The 25405-nt window shown below is 70.1% G+C and carries 22 protein-coding genes; 19 read left to right on the top strand and 3 right to left on the bottom strand.

The genetic code is table 11. The annotated features are described in order from the left end of the window. Positions 1-198: 198 nt before the first annotated feature. On the top strand, positions 199-1362 hold the full coding sequence (locus RNB18_RS01615; protein ID WP_311712305.1) for a serine hydrolase domain-containing protein: 1164 nt from the start codon (positions 199-201) through the stop codon (positions 1360-1362). Between the two features lie 23 nt (positions 1363-1385). Here RNB18_RS01615 and RNB18_RS01620 read toward each other — a convergent pair whose 3' ends face one another. Next, positions 1386-2312 (bottom strand): GNAT family N-acetyltransferase, encoded by a 927-nt coding sequence (locus RNB18_RS01620; protein WP_311712306.1) that lies wholly within the window; start codon positions 2310-2312, stop codon positions 1386-1388. 418 nt (positions 2313-2730) lie between these two features. Between RNB18_RS01620 and RNB18_RS01625 the strand changes: the two genes are divergently transcribed. The 9 genes from RNB18_RS01625 (at position 2731) to RNB18_RS01665 (ending at position 10960) form a co-directional block, all read left to right on the top strand. Continuing rightward, the gene (locus RNB18_RS01625; protein WP_311712307.1) at positions 2731-3918 is read left to right on the top strand and encodes an ATP-binding protein; all 1188 of its coding nucleotides are present in this window, start codon (positions 2731-2733) and stop codon (positions 3916-3918) included. Next, entirely contained in the window at positions 3915-4316 is a 402-nt protein-coding gene (locus tag RNB18_RS01630; protein ID WP_057613125.1) for a roadblock/LC7 domain-containing protein, read from the top strand. The genes RNB18_RS01625 and RNB18_RS01630 overlap by 4 nt, the downstream gene beginning before the upstream one ends. Continuing rightward, positions 4313-4690: a DUF742 domain-containing protein gene (locus RNB18_RS01635; RefSeq protein ID WP_007386762.1), complete on the top strand. Its 378-nt coding sequence runs from the start codon at positions 4313-4315 to the stop codon at positions 4688-4690. Before RNB18_RS01630 ends, RNB18_RS01635 begins: the two co-directional genes overlap by 4 nt. Continuing rightward, positions 4662-5270, top strand: a complete 609-nt coding sequence (locus RNB18_RS01640) for a GTP-binding protein (RefSeq protein ID WP_057613126.1) — start codon at positions 4662-4664, stop codon at positions 5268-5270. The genes RNB18_RS01635 and RNB18_RS01640 overlap by 29 nt, the downstream gene beginning before the upstream one ends. A 52-nt stretch (positions 5271-5322) precedes the next feature. After that, a complete protein-coding gene (locus RNB18_RS01645) occupies positions 5323-6675 on the top strand; it encodes a cytochrome P450 family protein (RefSeq protein ID WP_311712308.1) in 1353 nt (450 codons plus the stop codon). Between the two features lie 138 nt (positions 6676-6813). Continuing rightward, positions 6814-8490: a hypothetical protein gene (locus RNB18_RS01650; RefSeq protein ID WP_311712309.1), complete on the top strand. Its 1677-nt coding sequence runs from the start codon at positions 6814-6816 to the stop codon at positions 8488-8490. Positions 8491-8526: 36 nt separating this feature from the next. Continuing rightward, on the top strand, positions 8527-9498 hold the full coding sequence (locus RNB18_RS01655) for a phosphotransferase enzyme family protein (protein ID WP_311712310.1): 972 nt from the start codon (positions 8527-8529) through the stop codon (positions 9496-9498). A gap of 57 nt (positions 9499-9555) precedes the next feature. Beyond that, entirely contained in the window at positions 9556-9984 is a 429-nt protein-coding gene (locus tag RNB18_RS01660) for an OsmC family protein (RefSeq protein WP_311712311.1), read from the top strand. Positions 9985-10003: 19 nt separating this feature from the next. Beyond that, positions 10004-10960 carry a GlxA family transcriptional regulator gene (locus RNB18_RS01665; protein WP_311712312.1) on the top strand — a complete coding sequence of 319 codons (957 nt, stop codon included), beginning with the start codon at positions 10004-10006 and terminating at the stop codon, positions 10958-10960. Here RNB18_RS01665 and rox read toward each other — a convergent pair. Continuing rightward, a complete protein-coding gene (gene rox / locus RNB18_RS01670; RefSeq protein WP_311712313.1) occupies positions 10944-12407 on the bottom strand; it encodes a rifampin monooxygenase in 1464 nt (487 codons plus the stop codon). The two genes, RNB18_RS01665 and rox, sit on opposite strands and share 17 nt — an antisense overlap. 290 nt (positions 12408-12697) lie before the next feature. Between rox and gap the strand changes: the two genes are divergently transcribed. Together gap and RNB18_RS01680 are read left to right on the top strand one after the other, a co-directional pair. Next, positions 12698-13696: a type I glyceraldehyde-3-phosphate dehydrogenase gene (gene gap, locus RNB18_RS01675; protein ID WP_311712314.1), complete on the top strand. Its 999-nt coding sequence runs from the start codon at positions 12698-12700 to the stop codon at positions 13694-13696. A gap of 110 nt (positions 13697-13806) precedes the next feature. Further along, entirely contained in the window at positions 13807-14499 is a 693-nt protein-coding gene (locus RNB18_RS01680; protein WP_311712316.1) for a haloacid dehalogenase type II, read from the top strand. 30 nt (positions 14500-14529) lie between these two features. Here RNB18_RS01680 and RNB18_RS01685 read toward each other — a convergent pair whose 3' ends face one another. Beyond that, positions 14530-15717, bottom strand: a complete 1188-nt coding sequence (locus tag RNB18_RS01685) for an acyl-CoA dehydrogenase family protein (protein ID WP_311712317.1) — start codon at positions 15715-15717, stop codon at positions 14530-14532. A gap of 150 nt (positions 15718-15867) precedes the next feature. On the opposite strand from RNB18_RS01685, the gene RNB18_RS01690 reads away from it, so the two are divergent. From RNB18_RS01690 to RNB18_RS01720, 7 genes are all read left to right on the top strand, one after another. After that, positions 15868-16413, top strand: coding sequence for an ATP/GTP-binding protein (locus tag RNB18_RS01690; RefSeq protein WP_311712318.1), 546 nt, complete (start codon positions 15868-15870; stop codon positions 16411-16413). Between the two features lie 196 nt (positions 16414-16609). Further along, complete coding sequence (locus RNB18_RS01695; RefSeq protein ID WP_311712319.1) at positions 16610-18919, top strand: glycosyl hydrolase family 95 catalytic domain-containing protein; 2310 nt, start codon at positions 16610-16612, stop codon at positions 18917-18919. Positions 18920-18944: 25 nt separating this feature from the next. After that, positions 18945-20834: a glycoside hydrolase family 97 protein gene (locus RNB18_RS01700; RefSeq protein WP_311712320.1), complete on the top strand. Its 1890-nt coding sequence runs from the start codon at positions 18945-18947 to the stop codon at positions 20832-20834. Positions 20835-20961: 127 nt separating this feature from the next. Next, a complete protein-coding gene (locus tag RNB18_RS01705; RefSeq protein ID WP_311712321.1) occupies positions 20962-22194 on the top strand; it encodes a 4-hydroxybenzoate 3-monooxygenase in 1233 nt (410 codons plus the stop codon). A 55-nt stretch (positions 22195-22249) separates the two neighbouring features. Then, positions 22250-23203: an expansin EXLX1 family cellulose-binding protein gene (locus RNB18_RS01710; RefSeq protein WP_311712322.1), complete on the top strand. Its 954-nt coding sequence runs from the start codon at positions 22250-22252 to the stop codon at positions 23201-23203. A 67-nt stretch (positions 23204-23270) separates the two neighbouring features. Further along, a complete protein-coding gene (locus RNB18_RS01715; protein ID WP_311712323.1) occupies positions 23271-23696 on the top strand; it encodes a VOC family protein in 426 nt (141 codons plus the stop codon). 179 nt (positions 23697-23875) lie between these two features. Next, complete coding sequence (locus RNB18_RS01720; protein ID WP_311712324.1) at positions 23876-25390, top strand: FG-GAP and VCBS repeat-containing protein; 1515 nt, start codon at positions 23876-23878, stop codon at positions 25388-25390. Positions 25391-25405: the final 15 nt, after the last annotated feature.

A 25405-nucleotide genomic window follows, 5' to 3' on the forward strand; every position in this document is an offset into this window, starting at 1 on the left:
CCCGCGGTCGCCCCGGGAGATGCCGTTGTACCCGCAAACTAAGCTGAACAAGGGCGACCGCTGATCCCGACGGGGCGAATTCACAGCACCACTCCGTGCCCCCGCCACTGGTCCGTATGCAGCAGCACGGGAAGCACGAGACCGTGGCTGCCGGTGAGGCTTGACGGGTCATGACGTTCCACCCCCCCGGGAGCCTCCATGCCTCTACGCCGATCCCGCCTGCGAGCGGCGTCCGCCCTCGCGGCCTGCCTCGCCGCGCTGTCCCCGGCGATGGGCTGTACCGCCGCCGACGCCTCGGGCAACCAGACGCTTCAGCGTCAGCTCGAGGACTTCGTGCGCCGCCCCGGCGGCCCGCCCGGAGCCATCGCCGTCCTGCGGACCGAGAAGGGGACCCGAATCGTGCGCGCCGGCGTCGCCGACGTCCGCACCCGCCGCTCGCCCCGCCCCGACGACCACATGCGTATCGCGAGCACGGCCAAGGCCTTCAGCGGGGCGGTCGCCCTCACCCTGGTCGACCACCGGACCCTGCGCCTGGACGACACCCTGCGCAAGCGCCTGCCCCAACTCCCCCGAGCCTGGGGATCAGTGACGCTTCGTCAACTCCTGAACCACACCAGCGGTCTGCCGGACTACTCCCGAAGCGCCGGGTTCCTCGACGAACTACAGGCCGACCCGCGCCACCACTTCGACTCCCGGCATCTGCTCGACTACATCGCCGACCAGCCCCTGCTCTTCAAGCCGGGCACGCAGTACCGCTACTCGAACTCGGACAACATCGCCGTCGCACTCATGGCGGAGGCGGCGACCCGTACACCGTACGAAGAACTCCTGCGCCAACGCGTCTACGCGCCGCTGAGCCTGCACTCCACCAGCCTCCCGCAGGGGTACCGGATGCCGAAGCCCTACCTGCACGGCTATGACGTGAGCCAGTCGGCGTCCCCTGCCGACGTCAGCGAGGTCATCGGCATGTCGGGCGTCTGGGCCTCCGGAGGCATCGTCTCCACGCCGGACGACATGACCCGCTTCATCCGGGGTTACGCGGGCGGACGGCTCTACGGCAGGAAGGTCGTCGAGCAGCAGCGGCGGTGGGTCAAGGGCGCGTCCGAGCCCGCCGGGCCGGGCCGCAACTCCGCGGGTCTTGCCGTCTTCCGCTACGAGACGCGATGCGGTGTCGTCCTGGGCCACACCGGCAACACGCTCGGTTATACCCAGTTGATCGCGGCCACCCCCGACGGCCGTCGTTCACTGACGTTCTCGATCACCGCCCAGATCACCCAATCTGCCGACGCGGGAGGGCTGCGGAAAATGCGCGGACTTCAGGAGAACTTTGTCTGCGAATTGTTGCGTGGAAAAGACCGATAGCGGTCTCCCGCCGCCGCAGGAATTCAACTCACCACGATTTCCCAGGTATCGACGGCGTAATGGACCGTCATTCCGTTGCGTGCGTACAACTCGGGGGCGCCGGTGGTGTTTTCGGTGTCCACACCGAGACCCACGGTGTCCCGCCCCCGGGCCGCGAACGCCGCGAAGGCCTGGCGCAGCAGCAGTCCGCCGAGGCCACGGCCGCGGGCCTCGCGGACGACGCCGAGGCTGCGGATCCACCCCATGGCCTCGCGGTCGTCGCGGGCGATCAGGAAGCCGACGTCCCCGAGGTCCTCGGTGGAGACGAGCCACACCAGGGACCAGTCGAGCCGGTCGGCGTGGATGTCGTGCAGCCACCGCTCGTACTCGCGCGGCTGGAAGTCGAAGTGCTCGGCGAACGTGGCCTGGTAGAGGGCGTGGGTCTGCTTCCGGTCCGCCTCGTCGGCGCAGGCCCGCACCCGCACGCCCGCGGGCGGCTCGGGCGGCAGGTCCTCGCTCTTGCGCAGCGGCCGCTCCAGTACGTGATAGCGCCGTACGACCGACCAGCCTCGCGCCCGTATCAGCGCGAGGTCGGTCGTGGGCGCCGAGTTGAGGTGCAGATGGATCAGGGCCTTCGAGGCGCCGTTCGCCCGGGCCTTCTCCAGTGCCCTGGTCTCGATCGCCTCCAGGAGGAGTACACCGGCCTGCTGGTGCTCGGGCAGCACATAGTGGTCGGCGTTGATGCGCTCGCCCTTCGAGTCGTCCCACACGAGGGCGTACGCCACCAGACGGGCTCCGTCGAAGGCCAGCCAGGAGTCGCGGTCGAGGTCGGTGTCGGGGTGCCCCAGATCGGACTCCACCGTGTGCAGATCGGTCTCGGGCCGCCCGACCTCGATCAGGTCGATCTCGTTGAGCAGCTCGGTGACGGCCGGCGCGTCGGTGGGCGCGGCAGCGCGCAGGAGATAGGGCATGGGGCAAGGGTCCGAGGCGGGCCCGGCGGCCGCAAACGAGTTTTCACCGAGGGGTCGGAGAGCGTTCTCGCCGCCTTGGTAGGCTCCGCGTGTTGATCATGAACGGAACGGTGGGCAGGGTGAGGGCGGGCGGCGGCGACTCCTGACGGTGGTCGATGCGGCCTTTGCGGGATCTTTGTGGAGAGTCGTCAAGTGTGGCCCCTGATACGCCTGTTGACACTGCGACGGCTGATAAGATCATTACACTTTTCAGTAGGCTGATGACGCGTCATACGCGCGTACGGGGACAGCCAAAACGGCCCCATCGTGAAGGAGTGACGGTTGGTCCGCCGGTAAGGTCCGCGCCGCACAGTGGCGGGCATTTCCGGGGCCCATGCATGGTCAGTCTCCCGACGCGAGGCGACTTGAAGAGAGTCTCATGACGTCATTGTTCGAAGATCCACTCCTGTGGGTCCTGCTCGTGGTACTCATCGCTGCGATTTTCGCAGTGATGCGCGCACGGAGAACCAACATCCAGCTCCGCGCGAACAACAACAAACTGCACGGCGACGTGGCGAGTGTGCGAGGTCAGCTCGCCGAGCTCCAGACGACCTACTCGTCGGTGAGCGCGCGGCACGCCGCGGATCTGGAAGAGGTGCGCAAGGACGCCGAGTCGGCGACGAAGGCGACCCTGAAGTCGGCCGTCGGCACCCTGGCGACCCTCGCCGAGGAGCAGCTGGCCCTGCTCGACGGCCTTCAGCAGAAGTACGGCGACGACCACGCGGTCCTCGGCGACCTGATGCTGGTCGACCACACCGGCAGCCAGTTCAGCCGCCGTACCAAGGGCATCTCGGTGCTCTGCGGCGGGTGGCTCGGCCGGCGCGACCGGGACGCCTCGGTGTACGACGTCGCCCGCAGTGCCCAGGGGCGGATCCGCGACTTCGAGCGGGTCAAGGTCCATTCGCAGGCCAACGTCGCGATCACCAGCCGCGCGGTCGAACCGGTCGCCATGGTCCTGGCCGAACTGCTCGACAACGCCACCAAGTACAGCGCCCCCGGCACCCCCGTCGAGATCAACATCCAGGCCGTCCCCACCGGGATATGCCTGATCGTCGACGACGCCGGTCTCGGTATGGACCAGGAGACCAAGGCCCGCGCCGCGTCCCTGCTGACCACCGGCGGATCCGTGGACATCACCAGCCTCGGCGACCCGCCCAAGTTCGGCTTCGCCCTCTCCGGGAAGCTCGCCGCCCACTACGGGTTCCACGTCTCCGTCGACGCGGTCTCCCCCTACGGCGGTGTGCGTGCCGTGATCCGGGTGCCCGAGAACCTTCTGACGGCGGACGTGCCCGCACCCGCACCCGTCGAACTCGACGAGCACGAGGGCGAGCCCACGGCGGCCAAGCCGGCCCCCGTCGCCTCCCTCGTCGTCGGACAGACCGCCGGAGGCCTCCCCAAGCGCCGCCGGCGGCGCAACGGCTCCGTCTCCGTGGTGGCCTCGCCCGGCGCGGACGTACCCGACCTGGACGCGGCCGGCGAAGAGACCGCCTCGCGGCTCAAGGCATTCGCTCGCGGGACCCTGCTCGGGCGGGACTCGGACAACACGGAAGGACCTCAGAACCAGTGAATCCCGATCTGTCGTGGGTGCTGAACGACGTGCTCGAGGTGCGCGGAGCCCGCCACGCCATCCTCGTCTCGGCGGACGGCCTGCTGATGCAGCGGTCCGACGGCATCGTCCGTGACGACGCGGAGCGCAACGCCGCCGCGATGAGCTCCCTGCAGTCCCTGTGCCGCAGCGTCGCCCCCTTCGTCGGCGGCGGCAAGGGCCTCTGGAAGCAGACACTGATCGAGTTCGACGGCGGATGGATCTTTCTCATCGCCGGGGGCAGCGGCTCCTACCTCGCGGTCTCGACCGCTCTGGACGTCGACATGGAGGCCATGTCGATCCGGATGCAGAAGACGGTGGGTGCGCTGACCAAGGCGATGAGCGCCATTCCGCGCCAGAACACCGGCGTAGACGCATGACCTGGCCTGGCGAGGACGCTCCGGTAACCAGCGACTTCGTCCGCTCCTACGTCATCACGGGCGGTCGTCGTCTCCCCTCCGACGACGACCTGGCCCTGCACACGCTGGTGTGCCTGGCCCCCGACCGGACCCTGCCGCTCGGGGCCGGACCCGAGGTGCGGGCGATCTGGGAGCTCTGTTCGGGCGGCTACCTGTCGGTCGCCGAAGTCGCCGGTCATCTGGGACTGCCGGTCGGCGTGGCCCGACTGCTGCTGTCCGATTTATTCGAACAGGGGCACCTCCTGCGTCGCGCTGAACCGGCCCCCGCCCAGCACGTTCCCCGAGCGATACTCGAGAAGGTTCTGCATGGACTCGAAACCCTCAACATCGGCTGACCCCGGGGCGAACGGCTCCATCTACGTGTCCGCCGACGTGACCACCGCCGCGAAGATCCTGGTGGTCGGACACTTCGCCGTGGGCAAGACGACCTTCATCGGGTCTCTGTCGGAGATCACTCCTCTGCGCACCGAGGAGAAGATGACCCAGGCGTCCATGCACGTCGACGACCTGCGTGGGGCGCCGGAGAAGGCGACCACCACCGTGGCGCTGGACTTCGGCCGGCTGACCCTGAGCGAGGAGCTGGTGCTGTATCTGTTCGGCACCCCCGGACAGCAGCGCTTCATGCAGCTGTGGGAGGACATGGCGCGCGGTGCGCTCGGCGCCCTGCTCCTGGTCGACCCCTCACGCCTGGAGGAGACCTTCCCGGTCATCGACCTGATCGACGAGTACGGCCTCGAGTACGCGATCGCCGTCAACACCTTCTCGCAGACCAGCCACTTCGAGGAGGACGAGATCCGCGAAGCCCTCGACCTGCTTCCGGACACTCCCGTCATCTACTGCGACGCCCGCGACCAGCGCTCCTCCGCCCGCGCCCTGATCGCCCTCGTGCGTCACCTCCTCGACCGCGCCGCCTGAACCACCACCCCCCGCCCGGACCACACGGTCCGGGCCACCAAAGGACACAGACATGGACGTTCACGACACGGCCGCCACCGGTGCGGCCAGATGCCCCATGTACGACGGCTCCTTCGCGGCAGATCCGCAGAAGGTCTACGACTACCTCCGGGCGCACGGACCCGCGGGCCCGGTGGAACTGGCCCCCGGTGTCGACGCCACCCTGGTCGTCGGACACGAGACGGCCCTGCGGGTGCTCCAGAATCCCGCACTGTTCGCGCGCGACGGCCGCCGCTGGACCGCCCTCAATGACGGCCGCGTTCCCCTCGACAGCCCCGTCCTGCCGATGATGGCCTACCGGCCCAACTGCCTGTTCACCGACGGCGCCCAGCACCTCAGGCTGCGCAAGGCGGTCACCGAGAGCCTCGACCGGCTCAACGTCACCCGCATCCGCCGCGACGTCGAACCGATCGCCGCCTACCTCATCGACCAGTTCAGCGAGCGGGGCCGGGCGGACCTGATCAACGACTACGCCAAGCTGCTGCCGTTGCTGATGATCAACAAGCTCTTCGGCTGCCCCGCCGCCATCGGTGACCGCGTCACGAGCGCGATGGCCGACATGTTCGACGGCAGAGACGCGCTGCGCGCCAGCGACGAACTCACCGCCTGCTTCATGGAGCTGGTCTCCCTCAAGCGCCGCGAACCCGGCGACGACATCACCTCCTGGCTGGTCCAGCACCCCGCCGGCCTCAGCGACGAGGAGCTCAAGGACCAGCTGGTGATGCTGGTCGGCGCCGGAGTGGAGCCCGAGCGCAACCTCATCGCCAACTCCCTCCTGCTGCTCCTCGACCGGGAGGGCGACAACGGGCCGAGCATGCAGATCGAGGACGCCCTCGACCACGTTCTGCTCAACAACCCGCCGATCGCCAACTACGCGACGCACTTCCCGGTGCAGGACGTCGACCTCGGTGGAGTGGTGGTTCAGGCGAACTCCCCCCTGGTCATCAGCTTCGCCGGAGCCAACAGCGACCCGGTGCTCACCTCGTCGGGGCAGGCCCACAGCCGCGGGGCCCACCTCGCCTGGGGCGCGGGGCCGCATGCCTGCCCGGCCAAGAGCCCGGCCCAGGTCATCGCGGTCACCGCCATCGAGCTGATCCTCAACGCCCTGCCCGACCTGGTCCTGAGCGTCCCGGCCCAGAAACTGGAGTGGCGTCCCGGCCCGTTCCACCGCGCCCTGGCCACCCTCCCCGTCCAGTTCAGCCCCACCCCGGCCACCCGGATGGCATCGGCGTACGGGTCCTCCACCGCGCCCCGCCCGGCCGCCGTCCAGCAGCCCGCCCCCGCGGCACGCGTCCCCGCGCCCGCGGCGCAGAAGCCGGCCAAGAAGGGCTTCTGGAGCAGTTTCCTCGAGATCTTCCGTGTGTGACGGCTTAGCGCCGCCCGGCCGGTGCCGGAGAGAGGACTGACGGTTTCACCAGTCCACTCTCCGGCACCTGCGTTCGTTCGGGCGACAGATCGGCTCCCGCGCGGCCGAAAGGCCCTCCTTCGGGCAGAATTGCGGCGCATGGAGTACTACGACCTCGGTTCCCACGGCCGACCCGTCACCACCGACTCCGCCGAGGCCCAACTCTGGTTCGACCGTGGCCTGGTGTGGACGTACGCCTTCCACCACGAGGAGGCCGTGGCCTGCTTCGAGAAGGCGGCCGCCGCCGACCCCGACTGCGCGATGGCCCACTGGGGCATCGCCTACGCCCTGGGCCCGAACTACAACAAGCCCTGGGAGTTCTTCGACGACCGGGACCTGGCCCGGACCGTCCGACGCACCCATACGGCTGTCGAGTCGGCGCACGACAAGGCCGCCGCCCGGGCCACCGAGGTGGAGCGGGCCCTGATCGGCGCCCTCCGTGCCCGCTATCCACAGGCGAAGCCCGCCGAGGACTGCGCGGTGTGGAACGCGCCGTACGCCGACAGCATGCGCGCCGTACACGAACTCGCCCCGGACGACGTGGACGTGGCAGCCCTGTACGCGGACGCGCTGATGAACCTCACGCCCTGGCAGCTGTGGGACCTGCGCACCGGCGAGCCCGCTGACGGAGCGCGCACCCGCGAGGCACGGGCGGTTCTGGAGCGCGCCCTCACCGGCGCCACCGGTCGCACCCACCCGGGCATCCTGCATCTGTACATCCATCTGATGGAGATGTCGCCCACCCCCGAACTGGCCCTGTCCGTCGCGGACCGGCTGCGCGGTCTGGTGCCGGACGCCGGGCATCTCCTGCACATGCCCTCGCATCTGGAGGTGCTGTGCGGTGACTACCGGCGGGTGGTGGCGGACAACAGCGCCGCGATCGCCGCCGACGAGAAGGTCCGCGCCCGGACCGGAGCGATGAACTTCTACACGCTCTACCGCTCGCACAACTACCACTTCAAGATCTACGGCGCGATGTTCCTGGGCCAGTCGGAGACCGCGTTGGAGACCGCCGCGCAGCTGGAGGCGTCGATCCCGGAGGACCTTCTGCGCGTCGAGAGCCCGCCCATGGCCGACTGGCTCGAGGGCTTCCTCGCGATGCGCGTCCACGTACTGATCCGCTTCGGCCGCTGGACCGACATCCTGGACCTCTCGCTGCCCGCCGACCCGCGGCTGTACTGCGTGACCACCGCGATGCTCCACTACGCCCGCGGTGTCGCCTTGTCCGCCCTCGGCCGCATCACCGAGGCGGAGGGCGAACGCGCCCTGTTCCATGAGGCGGTCGCCGAGGTCCCCGGTACCCGCATGCTCTTCAACAACACGTGCGCCGACATCCTGGCGATCGCCTCGGCGATGCTCGACGGTGAACTGGCCTACCGCAAGGGCGAGTTCGACACCGCTTTCGCGGCCCTCGAGCGATCGGTCGAGCTGGACGACAACCTCCCCTACGACGAGCCGTGGGGCTGGATGCAGCCCACCCGCCACGCCTACGGTGCCCTCCTGCTCGAACGGGGACGCCTCGCCGAGGCCGAGGCCGTCTACCGCGCCGACCTCGGTCTCGACGACACCCTCCCGCGGCCTCTCCAGCACCCGGGCAACGTGTGGGCGCTGCACGGGCTCCACGAGTGCCTGGTCCGCGGGAAGAAGGAAGGGGAGGCGCGGATCGTCGCCCAGCAACTGCGGATCGCCGCCGCGCTGGCCGACGTACCGGTCGAGGCGTCCTGCTTCTGCCGGCTGGAAACCGGTTCGGCCGAGGGATCGGGCTGCTGCGGATAGGCTGTGATCAACTGCGCGGCGGAAGCGGGGAGTTGCATGCGGAACACGGGTGAACTCGTCGCGGACGCCTATGCCCTCGGCGCGGGGGACTGGACGATGACGCCCGTCGCCCGCGGCGCCCTGGGACAGATCTGGAAACTGTCCGGGAACGGCACCGCCTGGGCGGTGAAGGAACTGCTCTTCGAGAAGGACGAGCCGGACGTCGGCGCCGAGTCCGCACTGCGCGACGCGGCGGAGACGCTGGGTATCTCCGCGCCACGCCTCATGCCCGACCGCTCCGGCGCCCATGTCGTACGGCTCCCCGAAGGTTCCTGGGTGAAGCTGTACGACTGGGTCGACGGCACCGCGGCCGACCCGTCGGACCCGGCGACCCTGAGCTGGTGCGGCCGTACGCTCGCCATCCTGCACAAGGCGGGAGAGGGCACGAGCGGGACACCGAGCGGCTGGTACGAACGGTGCAACCCGGAGTCCGACTGGGCCGAACTGCTCGGGAAGGTGGAGCGGGCCGGCCTGCCCTGGGCGGGGGAGCTGGGCCGGTTCGCCGCCACGACAGCCGTTGAACTGGCGCGGCATGTCTCGCCGTCGTCCCCCGGTGACGTGGTGACCTCCCATCTCGACATGCGGCCGCAGAACGTCCTGGTCGGCTCCGACGGGCCGGTCCTGCTCGACTGGGACAACGCCGGGCCCGTCTCGGCGGAGCGTGAACTGGCCCGTGCCGTCCACGTGTGGTCGGGCGGCAACCAGTTCGACGCCGATGCGGCACGGCGCCTGGTGCGCGCCTACCGGGACGCCGGGGGCCGCGCGGTGATCAAGAACCTGGACGCGTTCTCGGTGCTCTTCGCGACCGACCTCAACTACGTGTACGTACAGGCCGATTGCGCGGTCGATCCGGCGAGGACCGCCGAGCAGCGTGCGTTCGGCAGCCGCGAGGCCGTGGCCAAGCTGCGCAGCCTGCCCGATCTGAGCGCCGTCTCCCGGCTGGTGGAGGCGCTGGAGGCCGAGTGGTGACGTACCGGCACTGTCGCCCGCGGGCACCGCTCGGCACGTCCGACTAATGTCCTCGGCATGAGCGAAAACTCCGCGCGGTCCGTCACCGTCGAGCGCACCAGTACCGGCCATTTCGTCGCCACCAACACCCGTGGCGGCACCATCAGCTTCGGCACCGGTTCCGACAGCGAGTTCACCCCGGTCGAACTGCTCCTCGCCGCGCTCGGCGGCTGCACGGCGGTGGACGTGGACCTCGCCACCAGCCGCCATGCCGAGCCCGCCTCCTTTTCCGTCGAGGTGAGCGGCAACAAGATCAACGACGAGCTCGGCAACCGGCTGACCGACCTCGCGGTCACCTTCACCGTCACCTTTCCCGACGGCGAGGGCGCGGACCGGGCCCGCACCATCCTGCCCCGCGCGGTGAAGACCTCCCACGACCGCCTGTGCACGGTCAGCCGCACGGTCGAGATCGGCACGCCCGTCACCGCGACGGTCGAGGACGCCTGACTCTGCGTAGCCTGTCCCCGTGTCCGCCTCCCGCCTTCGCCGCGTCGCCGTTCTCGTCCTCGAAGGCGCCAAGCCACTCGACGTCGGCATCCCCGCGCAGGTGTTCACGACCCGCGCGAGCATGCCGTACGAGGTGCGGCTGTGCGGCGCGGCCCCGGGGCTGGTGAGCGGTGGGGACGGGCTGTCGTACCACGTCGCCCACGGTCTGGAGGCGCTCGCGTGGGCGGACCTCGTCTTCATCCCCGGCTACCGGTTCCCGGACCGCGAGGACCCGCCGCCGGCCGTCGTCGAGGCGCTGGTCGCCGCCCACGGCCGGGGCACGCGGCTGGCCGCCATCTCGACCGGCGCCTTCGCGCTGGCCGCGACCGGACTGCTCGACGGCAGACGCGCCACGACCCACTGGCACTACACGAAGGCGCTCGCGGCGAGGCATCCGCTCGTCCGTGTCGACGAGAACGTGCTGTTCGTCGACGAGGGCCGTGTGCTGACGTCGGCCGGCGCCGCCTCCGGCATCGACCTGTGTCTGCACATCCTGCGCGGCGACCTCGGCGTGGCCGCGTCCAACCACGCGGCCCGGCGCCTGGTCGCGGCCCCCTACCGCAGTGGCGGTCAGGCGCAGTACGTGCCGCGCAGCGTGCCCGAGCCGCTCGGCGAGCGCTTCGCCGCCACCCGGGAATGGGCCCTGCACCGGCTCGACGAACCCCTCACCCTCGACCTCCTGGCGAGCCAGGCCGCGGTCTCGCCGCGCACCTTCTCACGGCGCTTCGTCGAGGAGACCGGATACACGCCGATGCAGTGGGTGATGCGCGCCCGCATCGACATGGCCCGCGAGCTGCTGGAGCGTTCGGAGCGGAGTGTCGAACAGATCGCGACCGACGTCGGGCTCGGCACCGGGGCGAACCTGCGCCTGCACTTCCAGCGGATCCTGGGGACGACGCCGAGCGAGTACCGGCGCACCTTCACCCGGGGCGAGTAGCCGTGGGAGCTGAGCGGCGGTCTGGCCGGGCCGGGTTGCCGAACCAGCGGGAGAGATGGTCGTCCAGGTCCTGCTGATCGTCGCCGATCCAGGCGACGTGACCATCGGGGCGCAGCAGGACGCAGGGCACATCCAGGGCCGCGGTGGGGTCCGCGAGGTGATCGACCCGGTCCGCCCAGCCGCCGACGGTCAGGCGTTCGGTGCGGTCCAGCAGCAGGCCGCGGCCGCCATGCAGCAGACCGTAGAGGCGGCCGCTTTTCACGTCGGTGTCGGGCAGGCGGCGGCCGAGCAGGTCGGGACCTTCGCCGAAGTCGTAGCGGATGGCGATCGCGGTGATCTTCTCGATGAGATGGCGGTTCACCTCGTCGAAGTCCATCAGTTCGGTGAGCAGCCTGCGCACGGCCTGCGGGCCCGGTTCGGTGGAGTGCAGTTCCATCTGGGCGCGGGTGTTGTCCAGCACGTCCTCGGCGACCGGACGGCGTTCGGTCTGGTAGGTGTCCAGCAGTGTTCCCGGCGCCCAGCCGCGGATCTGTGCGGCCAGTTTCCAGCCGAGGTTGAACGCGTCCTGAACGCCCAGGTTGAGACCCTGGCCGCCGGTGGGCGGATGGATGTGTGCCGCGTCGCCGGCCAGCAGCACCCGTCCGACCCGATAGCGCTCGGCCAGCCGGGTGGCGTCCCCGAAGCGGGACAACCAGCGCGGGGAGTGCACGCCGAAATCGGTTCCGGCGATGGTGCGCAGCTGTTGTCTGAAATCCTCGAGGGTGGGCGGTTCCGCGCGGTCGCCGGCTCCCGCGGCGGGGACTACGACGCTGTATGCGCCTCCGCCGACGGGCCGGAGCCAGAAGCGCTTGTTGGTCCTGCCGATTTCGCTCACCTTGGCGGCGATCTCCTCCTGCGGCACACCCACTTCCATCTCGCCCATGAGCGTCTCGGTCCGCGAGGGTTCACCGGGGAAGCCGACACCGAGCAGTTTGCGCACCGTGCTGCGCGCGCCGTCACAGCCGACGAGATAGCGCGACCGCAGCTGTTCCCCGTCGGCCAGCTCGACGGTCACCCCCTCGTCGTCCTGTTCGAAACCGGTCACCGCACCACCGCGCCGGACCTGCGCACCCAGGTGGGTCGCATGCTCTTCGAGCAGACGCTCGATCGCCGGCTGCGGGATGCCCAGCAAATAGGCGTGCGCGGAATCCAGGCCCTTGGGCACGGGCTTGTCGATGGCGGCGAAGAATCCGCGGGCCGGACGCTTTCTTCCGTGTTCGAGCATGCGGTCCAGCAGTCCGCGCATGGCCATCAGCTCAAGACTGCGCATGTGCAGACCGACGATGCGGACGAACGACACGGGCTCGGTTTCCTTCTCCAGGACGAGAACCCGCACGTCATGCAGCCGTAGTTCGGCGGCCAGCATCGCGCCGGTCGGCCCGCACCCGGAAATGATCACGTCGAACATGAGGGGGTTGCCTTTCGGGAGTGCCTTGTTGTGGAGGCGCTCCCGGCGACACCTACGTCAGTCGCCCGACCGTGCCGGCAAGGGGGAGCACCCACATCGATACAGAGTTCATGGGTCTCACCTCCTCGGGTGGCGTCGCGGTCGACTGCAAGCTACAAGCCCACGCATTGCTCCGTCCAACCCTTTCCAGAGAACGTGTGGCGCGATCCTTTTGAACCATGGCGATCCCGCCACTGTCAGCGGTCGACGCCGCGCGCGAGCCTGGTGGGCATAGGGAAGGGACACCATTCATGACTCGCATCGCCATCAACGGATTCGGCCGCATCGGACGCAATGTGCTGCGTGCGCTCCTCGAACGGGACAGCGCCCTGGAGGTCGTCGCCGTCAACGACCTCACCGAGCCCGCCACCCTCGCGAGGCTGCTCGCCTACGACAGCACGGCCGGCCGTCTCGGCCGTCCGGTGACCGCCGACGGGAACACCCTGGTCGTCGACGGCCGTCGCATCACCGTGCTCGCCGAGCGTGAACCGGCGCAGCTGCCCTGGGCCGAACTCGGCGTCGACATCGTGCTGGAGGCCACCGGACGGTTCACTTCGGCCAAGGCCGCCCGCGCCCACCTCGACGCGGGCGCGAAGAAGGTACTCGTCAGCGCACCCTCGGACGGTGCCGACGTCACCCTGGCGTACGGGGTCAACACCGACGCCTACGACCCGGACGTGCACACGATCGTCTCCAACGCCTCGTGCACGACCAACGCGCTCGCACCGCTCGCCTCGGTGCTCGACGAGCTCGCCGGTATCGAGCACGGCTTCATGACGACCGTGCACGCCTACACGCAGGAGCAGAACCTCCAGGACGGCCCGCACCGCGACGCCCGTCGCGCCCGCGCCGCCGGTGTCAACATCGTGCCCACGACGACCGGCGCCGCCAAGGCGATCGGCCTGGTGCTGCCCAACCTGGAAGGCAAGTTGTCCGGTGACTCGATCCGCGTCCCGGTCCCTGTCGGCTCCATCGTCGAGCTGAACACGACCGTCTCGCGTGACGTGACCCGCGAGGACGTACTGGCGGCCTACCGCTCCGCCGCCGAGGGGCCCCTCGCGGGCGTCCTCGAGTACTCGGAGGACCCGCTCGTCTCCTCGGACATCACGGGCAATCCCGCCTCGTCGATCTTCGATTCGGCCCTGACCCGCGTGGAGGGCCGCCATGTGAAGGTCGTCGCCTGGTACGACAACGAGTGGGGTTTCTCGAACCGTGTGATCGACACGCTGGAGCTCCTGGCCAACGGCTGACCGGCTCCCGGACACGTGCAGCCGCGCGTGACCGTCTTGACCGGTGATGATTCTGAGTGGCAGGATCGTCACCGGTCGAGCAGGTGACGTCGGCGTGAACGGGAGTCCGCATGGCCGTGATCCGTGACATCGAGGTCGTCGTCTTCGATGTCCTCGGCACCCTCGTCGACGAACCGAGCGGGCTCCGGGCGGGGATCCGCGAAGCGGTGCCCACGTCCGACGAGGCGCAGGTCGACGAACTTCTTGCGCTGTGGCAGCAGTACGGCGAGCGACAGCGGCAACGCATCGACCAAGGAAACCGCGCGTACGCCAACACCTCGGTCATCGACACAGAGGCCGCTCAACTGGTGGCCGCCCGCGCCGGGTTCGCCGATCCGCCGACCGTGGCCCGGCTGGCCACGGCGGGGCAGCGCCTGCCTCCCTGGGGCGACTCCCTGGCCGGTCTCGAGCGGCTGTCCCGGCACTTCCCCGTGCTCGGGCTCTCCAACGCCGCACGCACGGCTCTGCTCCGGCTCAACACCCATGCCGGACTCCGCTGGCACCAGGCCCTGTCCGCCGAAATCGTCCAGGCCTACAAGCCGGCCCCGGAGGTGTACCAACTCGCCCTCGACACCGCCGGATGCGCACCGGACCGCGTCCTCATGGTGGCCGCCCATGCCTGGGACCTGAGCGGAGCCCGGGCGAAGGGGATGCGGACCGCCTATGTCCACCGGCCCGTCGGGGACCCGCCGACGGCCCGCGACGACTTCGACGGACGGTTCGACGGACTGGACGAACTGGTCGTCGCGCTGACGGGCGGGTAAGTCCCCGTCGCCCCGGGGTCCCGACCGGGGCTACAGGAACGGCGTACCGGCGTCCAACCCGGACAGCACCCTCCCGTACAGCTCCAGATTGGCGGCGGGGTTGACGAAGGAGTGCAGGTTCAGGGCGTTGAGATCCCGCACGGCACGCTGGACCGGCACCTCCAGCTGCAGCGACGACGCACCCGATGCGGAACCGATCAGGTCCACGGCCTCCTTGCACAGCCGCGCCACATAGCCGGACTGGGCCCGGATCCGGGCCCGTTCCTCCGGCGTGTACGGATTGCCGTCCGCGACCCGGGCGTCGATCAGGGAGACGAAGTCGGCGGTGAGCAGTTCGGCACAGGAGATCTTCATCGCGGCCTCGGCGAACTGCAGATGCGTCACCGGGGCGGCATGCTGATGCTCGTAGATCGTGTAGGTGATGCCTCGTTGATGGATGCGCTCGCCGAACTCCGCCAGTGCCGCCCGGGCCGGACCGAGGGCGCCGGCCGCTGTCCAGGCGCAGAACAGCAGGAGGACGGGCATGCCGTAGAAGGGGTCCGCGCTGTTGCGCCGCGAGGGGTAGGACCCGCCCAGCAACGGCCCCAGTGGCAGGACACGGTGGGGCGGCACATGGACGTCATGGGCGACGACACTGTTGCTGCCGCTCCCGGCCAGACCGGAGACGTGCCAGTCGTCGAGCATGTCGAGGTCGGTCATCGGAATGGCCGTCCACAGCCGATCCGGTGGGCGGCCGCCCCCGGAGTCCGCCACCGCGGTCAGCAGGTGCCAGTCGGAGTCCTGGCAGCCGGTGGCGAACGGAGAGGTACCGTCGACCACGTAACCGCCGTCCACCGGACGGGCCTTCGCCCTCGGTATGAGGGTGCCGCTGACCCGTACGTCGGGGCCGGTGAAGATCTCGTCCTGCGCCTCGTCCGGGAAGAGTGCCGCGATGAACGCGCACCCGGCCTGGATCAGCGCCATGAACCCCGTCGACCCGCTCGCGGCGGAGACCTCGCTCAGTACGTCGACCTGGGTACGCACCGAGGTCTGGTAACCGCCGTACCGGCGGGGCACGTTCATGCGAAGGACCCCGGCGTCCGTGAGCGCCGTGACGACCTCGCCGGTCACCCGGCGTTCCTGATCGGTGCGCAGGGCGTGCGAGCGGATGAGAGGCTGAAGTTTCCGTACGCGTTCGACGAGTTCGGCGTCCGAGTTCGGTGCGGATGAACCAGCCAAGGCAAGACCTCCGGGGCCCGGTGCGCAGGGAACCCTCACCGTGACGCCGAACCTGTTGCGTGTCAACGCCCCCTTCAGGCCGTGCTGTTGACGCCCGAGACGGTCCCGACAGGGCAGAAGAACCCACCCCTCCACGAAAGGCTCCCCACCATGCGGCGTTACGTCCTCACGGGCACACCCGGCGCGGGCAAGACCTCCCTCCTGCACCGCCTGGGCGAACTCGGTCACGCCGTGGTGGAGGAGGCGGCGACGGAGGTCATCGCTCGGGCTCAGGCCCGGGGCGAGGACGAGCCGTGGACGCGGGTGTCCTTCATCGACGAGATTGTCGCGCTGCAACGGCAGCGGCAGCAGGAGACGAGCGGGGCCGCCGCCCTCCAGGTCTTCGACCGCTCACCGGTCTGCACCCTCGCACTCGCCACCTACCTGGGACGTCCGGTGTCCCGGACACTCGGGGCGGAGCTCGAACGGATCACCTCCGAGGAGATCTACCAGCGCCAGGTGCTCTTCATCCGCAATCTGGGGTTCTGCGAGCCCACCTCGGCCCGCCGGATCAGCTACCAGGAGTCTCTGGTGTTCGAGAAGGTCCACGAGGAGACCTACCGCGAGCTCGGCTATCAGCTCATCGACATCCCCGCCGCTGCCATGCCCCACCGTCTCGCCGCCGTCCTGTCGGTGATTGCGCCACCCATGTCGTAAACGACGCGGATACATCGGATGGGTGAAAGGGCTGGCCTAGGCCTGCTGACATGGGTCTCCGTGGAGAGGGCCGCGTGAATGTCCTGACTGTCATGTGATTCGCATGGCGCTGAAGTCATTGACAGGTACACAAGGGCCTCTTAGGTTCCCCGATACACCCGATGTATCGAGGATCCGTCAGGTAGAGAGGACGACGATGACCTCACAGCCGGAGAGACACTCGCAGCCGGCCCGCAGAGCCGTACTCGGCACCGCGCTGGGCGGAGCCGCGGTGGCCGCGTTACCCGGTACGGCCCGCGCCGAAGAACCGATGTCCTCGCCAGGTGCCGCCGGACGCCCCTGGAAACTCCGGGACACGATGACCACCGAGGGCGCGTGGGCCCGCTTCCTGCGCGACCAGGACCTGCTCTGGACCAGGCTGCCCACCCTCTGGTACGAGGGCCCGTTCCTCGGCGACGGCCAACTCGGCAGCATGATCTATCAGGAGCCCGGCGCCAACCAGATCCGCTTCACCGTGCAGCACGGACGGGTCCAGGACCACCGCCCCGAGTTCGGCAGCGGCTGGGGAACCTGCCGTCTCCCCGTAGGCCACCTCACCCTCGAACCGGCCGGCACCATCACCGCCGTCGACTGGCGGCTGAGCCTGTGGAACGCCGAACTCACCGGCACGGTCACCACCACGGCCGGCACCCTCACCCTCGCCGCCCTCATCCACGACGAGGTCCTGGCCGTCCGGGTGAAGGCCGCCGGCGGTGAACGCGCGACCTGGACCTTCCATCCCGAGGAGGCGATCAGCCCCCGCAAGATCAGCGAAGCCCCACCCACCGGATACACCGCCAACCCGGCCTGGATCACCCGCACCACCACCGACGGCACCGCACAGGTCCTCCAGCCCCTCACCGGCGGCGGCCAGACCGCCACCGTCCACCGCCGCACCGGCGACGACCTGCTCCTCAGCGTCGGCCACAGCCACCCCTCCGACACCGCCGCGGAAGCCGACTCGCTGCGCAACCTCCGCCGCGCGAAGTCGTACAGCACGCTCAGGAAACGCCACACCGACTGGTGGCACGAGTTCTACCGCAAGAGCTTCGTCTCGTTCCCCGACCAGCGGCTCCAGAGCTTCCACTGGATCCAGCTCTACAAGGTCGCCTCCGCGAGCCGCGCCGGCGGCCCCGTCATGGCCACCTCCGGACCCTGGCTGGAGCCCACGCCCTGGCCCGCGGTCTGGTGGAACCTCAACGTCCAACTGGAGTACTGGCTCATCCACGGCTTCAACCACCCGGAGCTCGACTCCCTCGCCACCACGCTGCGCCAGAACCAGGAACAGCTCATCGCCAACGTGCCGGCCGCCTACCGCGCCGACAGCTCCGGCGTCGGCCGCAGCTCCGACATGTTCGCCAACCGCGGCGTCGGCCGGCCCGGCACCGGCGCCGAGACCGGCGATCTCACCTGGGCCCTGCACAACGTGTGGCTGTCGTACCGGCACTCCATGGACAAGTCCCTGCTGCGCGACACGCTCTACCCGGTGCTGCGCCGGGCCATCAACTACTACCTGCACTTCCTCACCCCAGGCAGCGACGGCAGGCTCCACCTGCCCAGCACCCTCTCGCCCGAATACCCCGTCGTACCGCCGCAGGACACCAATTACGACCTGGCCCTGATCCGCTGGGGCTGCCGGACCCTCCTCGACTCCGCCGAACTCCTCGGCATCGACGACGAGTTGGCCCCGCGCTGGCAGGAGGTGCTGGCCAGACTCACGCCGTACCCGGTCGACGCCAACGGCTTCATGATCGGTGCCGACACCCCCTACGCCCAGTCCCACCGCCACTACTCGCACCTGCTGATGGTCTACCCGCTCTACCTCGTCAACTGGGACCAGCCCGAGAACCGCGACCTCATCACCAAGTCGCTGGTCCACTGGCACGCGCTGACCGGAGCCCACCGCGGCTACAGCTACACCGGCGCGGCCTCCATGTACGCGATGAGCGGCGACGGCGACACCGCGATCACCTACCTCCGCAAGTTCTTCGACCCCACCACCCGTTACCCGTGCCGGGCCAACACCCACTACACGGAGGCCGGTCCGGTCATCGAGACCCCGCTGTCCGCCTCGCAGTCCCTGCACGACATGTTCTGCCAGAGCTGGGGCGGAGTGATCCGCGTCTTCCCGGCCGTCCCGACCGCCTGGGCGGACCTCACCCTGCACAATTTCCGTACCGAGGGCGCCTTCCTGGTCAGCGCCGTCCGCAAGGCGGGGACCACCCGTTTCATCAGGGTCAGGAGCCTGGCGGGCGAACCCCTCAAGCTCCGGCACGGCCTCACCGGGCACCTCACCGCGGTGCTGGACGACGGCACCCCGGCCCGCACCCACGACCTCGGCGACGGCACCCTCGGCATCGATCTGCCACGCGGCCGCGAGGTGCTCGTCCACACCGGCTCCCGCCCCGACCTGAGCATCGCGCCCGTCGCCGTCAGCGAGCCGGGAACGGCCTGGGGTCTGCCGTAAAGGCCACACAACTCGGAGGTATCCGATGGCAGTTCCGATCAGAACCGCGGTCGCCGCACTCTGCGCCTCGCTGGCCGCCGCACTCCTCACCACAGCACCCGCACAGGCCGAACAGCACGACCAGGCCTGGTCCCTGTCCGCGGGAGCACACGCCCCGCGCGCGCAGGTCACCCTCGACGACGCCACGGGCACGCTGAGCCTCGCCGTGTCCCGGGAAGGCCGTACGGTCATCGAACCGTCACCCGTCGGCATCGTCACCGAACGGGCCGACCTGTCCGAGGACTTGCGCTTCCTGCACCGCAAGAGCCGTACGGTGCAGGAGCGTTACCGCGCGAAGTCCGGCAAGCGCCTGGACCGCCTCGTCCGCATGAACGAGACCCGTCTCTCCTTCGCCACGGCCGCGGGTGCCCGCGTCGACCTGGTCGTCCGCGCCTCCGCGGACGGAATCGCCTACCGCTATGCCCTGCCCGCGGGATCCGGTGACGTCCTCGGCGAGACGTCCGCCTTCAATCTCCCGGCGGACGCGAAGAGCTGGCTCGGCACCTACCGCGTGGACAACGAAGGCCAGTTCGCCCAGTACACGGCGTCGACCGCACCCACCGGTGAGTACTCCGACCAGGCCCTGTTCGCGACCGACGGCGGCTACACCCTGCTCGCCGAGTCCGACCTCACCGGCGCCTACTCCGGTGCCCGCCTCGCCCACACCCAGGGCACCGGCACCTACCGCATCAAGCTCGCCGACGACCGGGTGAAGAGCGATGGCCCCCTCGTCACCCCCTGGCGGGCCATGGTCACCGGTGACCTCGCCACCGTCACCCGGTCCACCTTCACCGACGACCTCGCCCCGGCCTCCAAAGTCGCCGACCCCTCCTGGATCCGGCCCGGCACAGTGCTGTGGACCTGGCTCGCCGGCGGCCGCGAAGCCGGCCAGAGCCTGACGGCGCAGAAGGCCTTCGTCGACTACGCCGCGCAGCGGAACTGGCCCTACGAGGCCGTCGACGCGGGCTGGTACTTCAAGACCGACGAATGGGACACCACCGACCCGAACTGGCAGACCAACAGCTGGATGCCGGAGCTCGTCGACTACGCGCGCGCCAAAGGCGTCGGCATCATCGTCTGGATCCACCAGCGCGACCTCGACACCCCGGAGGAACGCGCCCAGTGGCTGCCGACCCTGGAGAAGTGGGGTGTGAAGGGCGTCAAGATCGACTTCATGAACTCCGAGGCGCAGCCCATGCTCCAGTGGTACGACGCCATCCTCAAGGAGACCGCCACCCACCACCTCATGATCGACTTCCACGGCTCCACGATCCCCAAGGGCATCCAGCGCACCTGGCCGCAGGTCATGACCCTGGAGGGGGTCGCCGGCGAGGAGAAGCGCACCAACACCGCCGCCCATCTCACCACCCTGCCGTTCACCCGCAACGTCATCGGCTCCATGGACTTCACGCCCGGCGCCTTCCAGCGCGTCGGTCTGCGGCCCAACTCCGACGCGGCCGAGGTCGGTCTCAGCGTCGTCTACGAGTCGGGGCTGCAGATGTTCGCGGGCACCCCCGAGTCGTACGAGGCCCGGCCGCTCGCCCGGGCCTACTTCGACCAGGTCCCCGCGGCCTGGGAGGACACCCGCCTCCTCGCCGGCGAACCCGGTCAGGAAGCCGTGCTGGCCCGCCGCAGCGGCGAGCGCTGGTTCCTGGGCGGCGTCTACGCCGGTGCCGCCCGCACGGCCGCGGTGCCGCTGGCCCTCGGTCCGGGCCGCTGGCTGATGGAGACGATCCGGGACGGCGCCGACGGCCTGGTCCAGGACCGGCAGGTCCTGCGCGGCGGCGACACGCTGAGCGTCGACGTCGTGGCCAACGGCGGCTTCGCCGCGCTCGCCTGCCCGTGGCGGCCCGGCCTGACCACCTGCTACCGCTGAGCCCACTGCTGTTCCGGGAGCCGGATCCGATCAGCGGCGCCTGCGCTGATCGGATCCGCCTCGTTTCGGCCACCGTCCTCGCTAGGCTGGCTCCGGAGGTGCCCAAGTGGCCGAAGGAGCAAGACAGTTGCAGGATTCCTCCGAATCGACGACCGTCGTCGTGATCGGCGCGGGGCCGGCCGGGATGGCCGTCGCCACGCTGCTGCGGCACAGCGGCATCGACTGCGTCGTCCTGGAACGCCGCTCCCGTGACCACGTGGCCCAGCGCCAGCGGGCCGGCATCGTCGAGACCCGCGCGGTCCGCATGTTCGACTCCTGGGGGCTGACGGACAGGGTCCTCGGCGGTGTCCCGTACGACGGCATCCTGGAGTTCCGGGTGGACGGCCGCAGCCGTCTGGTGTCCGACAGCGACGGCTCCGACGGCCCTCCGGCCCGCCTGTGCCCTCAGCAGGTCCTCGTGCAGAAGCTCACCGCCACCTATCTCGAGGACGGCGGCGACCTGCGCTTCGAGGCTGCCGACGTCTCCCTGCACGACCTGACCGGCGACCGCCCGACCGTCCGCTACCGCACCGCCGACGGGACGCCCCGCACGATCACGTGCGACTTCGTCGCCGGCTGCGACGGCGACCACGGCGTCAGCCGTAGGACCGTCCCCGACGGCGTCCTCACCGCGTACGCCTTCGACCACGGCATCGGATGGCTCACCGTCCTGGCCGACGCCCCGCCCCCGGCCCACCCCCTTCTGGCCGTCAGCCGGGAGGGCTTCGCCGCTCACTTCCCGCGCGGGCCGAGTGCCAGCCGCTACTACCTGCAGTGCCCGCCCGACGACGACCCCGACGCCTGGCCCGAGGGCCGCGTCTGGGACGCCCTGCGCACCAGGCTGGGCGACCCCGGCCTCGTGTCCGGTGCGATCACCGATCGCGAGATCTTCCGGCTCCGGAGCCTTGTCCACGACCCCATGCGGTACGGCCGTCTCTTCCTGGTCGGCGACGCGGCGCACATCGTGTCACCCATGGGCGGCAAGGGCATGAACCTCGCCCTGTACGACGCCGATCTCTTCGCCCGGGCCGTGCGCGACTCCGTCCAAGGCGACGACACTGCCCTGCACACCTACTCGGCGCGCTGTCTGCGCCGCGTCTGGAACGACCAGGAGTTCTCCCACTGGCTCACCCGGACCCTTCACGACGCGGGCGACGCCGAGCCCTTCCTGCGCAACCTCGCCCGTGCCCGCCTCGACCGTCTCTTCACCTCCCCGGCCGCCGCCGGTGCCTTCGCGGAACTCATGACGGGACTGGACCCGGCCGGGGACGCGGTGGCCCAAAAAGTCCCCGGCAACCTTTCCGCGCTCGGCGGCGACTGACGAGTCGGAAGCACCCTCCGCCGGAGGCTTGCACGGATCACCGAAGGACGCACCAGTGGCATCTCGTTCGCATCGTTCCTCGTCGTCGGGCAGGCGGCGCACGGCCCTCGTCTCGGCGGCCGTCGCCGTCGTCGTCGCGCTCGTGGCGGTACTGTTCGTCACCTTCGGTCCTGACCGCGAGACCGACGCCGTCGATTCCGCCGCGGCCACGGCCGTCGCCGGCACCCCTGGCACGCCCACCCCGACGGCACAGGAGCCGAAGCCCACCTCGGCATCACCTTCGGCGTCGGCCCGCACAAGCAGCCCGAAGGCCACCGCGAGCACCGCGTCGCCCCGGCCGTCGACGGCGCCGGCCTCGCGCCCGGAGCGAAAGGTGTCCGCTTCGGCATCGCTGACCGGACGGATCAAACCGGGCGTCTCCTACGACGGGGTGGCCACCTTCTACGACGTGGGCAACGGCGACGGCGCCTGCCTGTACGGCCCGACCAGCGACGTCATGACCGCGGCGATGAACCACACCGACTACGAGACGTCCAAGGCGTGCGGGGCGTACATCCGCGTCCAGGCCGGGAGCGGCGCCTCCGTCACGGTCCGCATCACCAACGAGTGCCCCCTGCCCTGCGCACCCGGCCAACTGGACCTCAGCCCGCAGGCGTTCGCGAAACTCGCCGCCCCCGTGCAGGGCCGGATCCCGATCACCTGGAGCCTGCTGAGCCCCAGCACCTCCGACACGGTCTCGATCCGGTACAAGACCGGATCGAGCCGCTACTGGTGCGGTGTCCAGGCGATCGGCCACCGCAACCCGCTGGCCCGACTGGAAGTCGAAACCGCCTCCGGCTGGAAGGAGTTGCCCCGCACGGATTACAACTACTTCCTTTCCGAGCAGGGCAGCGGATGCGGTGGCGCGATCCGGATCACCGACATCTACGGCGAGCAACTGGAAATCGACGGTCTCGGCGTGAAGCCGGACGTCGTGCAGCCGACCCGGGTCCAGTTCGCCCAGCACTGACCGTCAGTGCAACAGCTCGCTTCTGGCGCGCCCGGCACACGGCGGCGAACCGGCGCACAGTGGAGGTATGACCGCAGACGACAGGAACATTCTGGCCCGGGGTCGCGTGGCGACCAGGCTTCCCGCGCAGGACCTGGACCGGGCCCGGCGCTTCTACGCCGAGCAGCTGGGTCTCGAGCCCGTCGACGAACGCCCGGGCGGACTGCTGTACCGCTGCGGGGGCACGGACTTCGCCCTCTTCCGGTCGGCAGGGGCCTCGCCCGGCACCTTCACCCAGATGGGATGGGAGGTGGACGACATCGAGGCCGTCGTCTCCCAGCTGCGACAGCGTGGCGTGGTCTTCGAGGAGGTCGACCTCCCCGGCTTCCGCACGGAGAACGGCATCGCCGACATCGACGGCAACTACCCCAGCAAGAACGCCCGAGGAGAGCGCGCGGCCTGGTTCCGCGACAGCGAGGGCAACCTCCTGGGCATCGGTGAGCCGGTGCACTGAGCTTGTGGACCCGCCCCCCGGGTGTCGTGGTGCGGCAACAGATGTCACTGGCGTGTCACAGCACGCCAGGGCCCCACAACCAGTTCCGGGCTCGTCGTGTCGAACCCTGCGTTGCACCAAGACCAGTCGGCCGGACCAGTCGACTGACGGAGCGTCAACATCCCACGGGGGGAACAGACATGAGCATCACCACGCGCACCAAGCGACGTACCGCAGGCTCGGCCGCCGTCGCAGCGGCCTCCTTCCTGCTGCTGGCGGGAGCGGGCATCCTGGCCGCACCGACCGCGTTCGCGGGCGTCCCGGGCGGCACCTCCGCCGCCGACCGCAACAGCGACTTCAACGGCGACGGCTACAGCGACCTCCTCACCGGCGTCCCGGAGGGCACGGTCGACGGCAAGGAGGGCGCCGGATACGTCACCGTGCAGTACGGCGCCCCCAACGGCATCGGCACCAACACCACCGTGCCCAAGGGCCGGGTCCAGCTCGTCAGTCAGTCGACCAAGGGCGTGCCCGGAACCTCCGAGACCGGGGACCACTTCGGACAGGCGGTCGCGACCGGCGACCTGGACGGCGACGGCTACGACGACGCGGTCATCGGCACGCCCGGTGAGGACGAGGGCACCGTCGAGGACGCGGGCCGGGTGACCGTCGTCTACGGCTCGTCCAACGGCATCGACACCGGGCGCACCGCGACCGTCGCCGCCGCCACGCCCACCGAGGGCGCACGGTTCGGCCATTCGGTGGCCGCCGCCCGGTTCACCGGGGACATCGTCGGCGACCAGCTCGTCGTCCTGGACCAGAAGGCGGGCCTGCACGTCTTCACGTATCACGCCGGCGTGCTGCGGCAGGTCGGCACTCCGCACTCCACCGGCCACACCCTCCAGGCCGCCTACCTGACCACCGGCGACTACGACGGCGATGGTTTCGCCGACCTCGTGGTCTCCGGCTACAGCCCCGATGACGACTACGCCAAGGGCTGGTCCGCCTACTACGCGGGTGGCGCCGAAGGCCTGAGCTACGGGCGCGACCTGCACGGCGGCCTGGGCAGCGCCTCCGGTGACATCAACGGCGACGGCTACGACGACCTCGTGGTCGGCCAGCTGAGCGCCGTGGACGAAGCGGCCGGTGACGCGGAAGCGCCCGGCGGTCTGGTCGGCGTCTACTACGGCGGTGAGGACGGGCCCGCCGGCACGGAGGGCCCCGGCACCGCCCCGCAGTGGTGGTCGCAGAACTCCCCGGGCGTGCCCGGCGCGGGGGAGAGGGACGACTCCTGGGGCAACGACCTGTCCGTCGCGGACGTCGACGGTGACGGTTTCGCCGACGTGGCGGTCGGCGCGCCCGGCGAGGACGCGGACGGCGAAGCCGGTGCCGGCGCTGTGTGGCTGCTGCGTGGCGCGCAGGAGGGCCTGACCGGCACCGGCGCTCAGTCCTTCGACCAGAACACCCCGGGCATCCCCGGCGCCGTCGAGGCCGGTGACGGCTGGGGCGCCCAGGTGCGGCTGATCGACACCGACGGCGACGGGCGGGCCGAGCTGGTGGCCGCCGCGCCCGACGAGAACGCCGGCGACGGCGCGGTGTGGCTGCTGCCGGCGAGCGGCAAGGGGCTGCTCGCCGAGGGTTCCCGTTCCTACGGCGCCGCCGCCCTCGGCGGTAGCGCCCACGGCGCCCACTTCGGCTCGGTGATCGACGAGTGAGCGCGGCGCGTGGGC

This window comes from Streptomyces doebereineriae (assembly GCF_031845645.1).
GTDB classification, from domain to species: Bacteria; Actinomycetota; Actinomycetes; order Streptomycetales; family Streptomycetaceae; genus Streptomyces; species Streptomyces canus.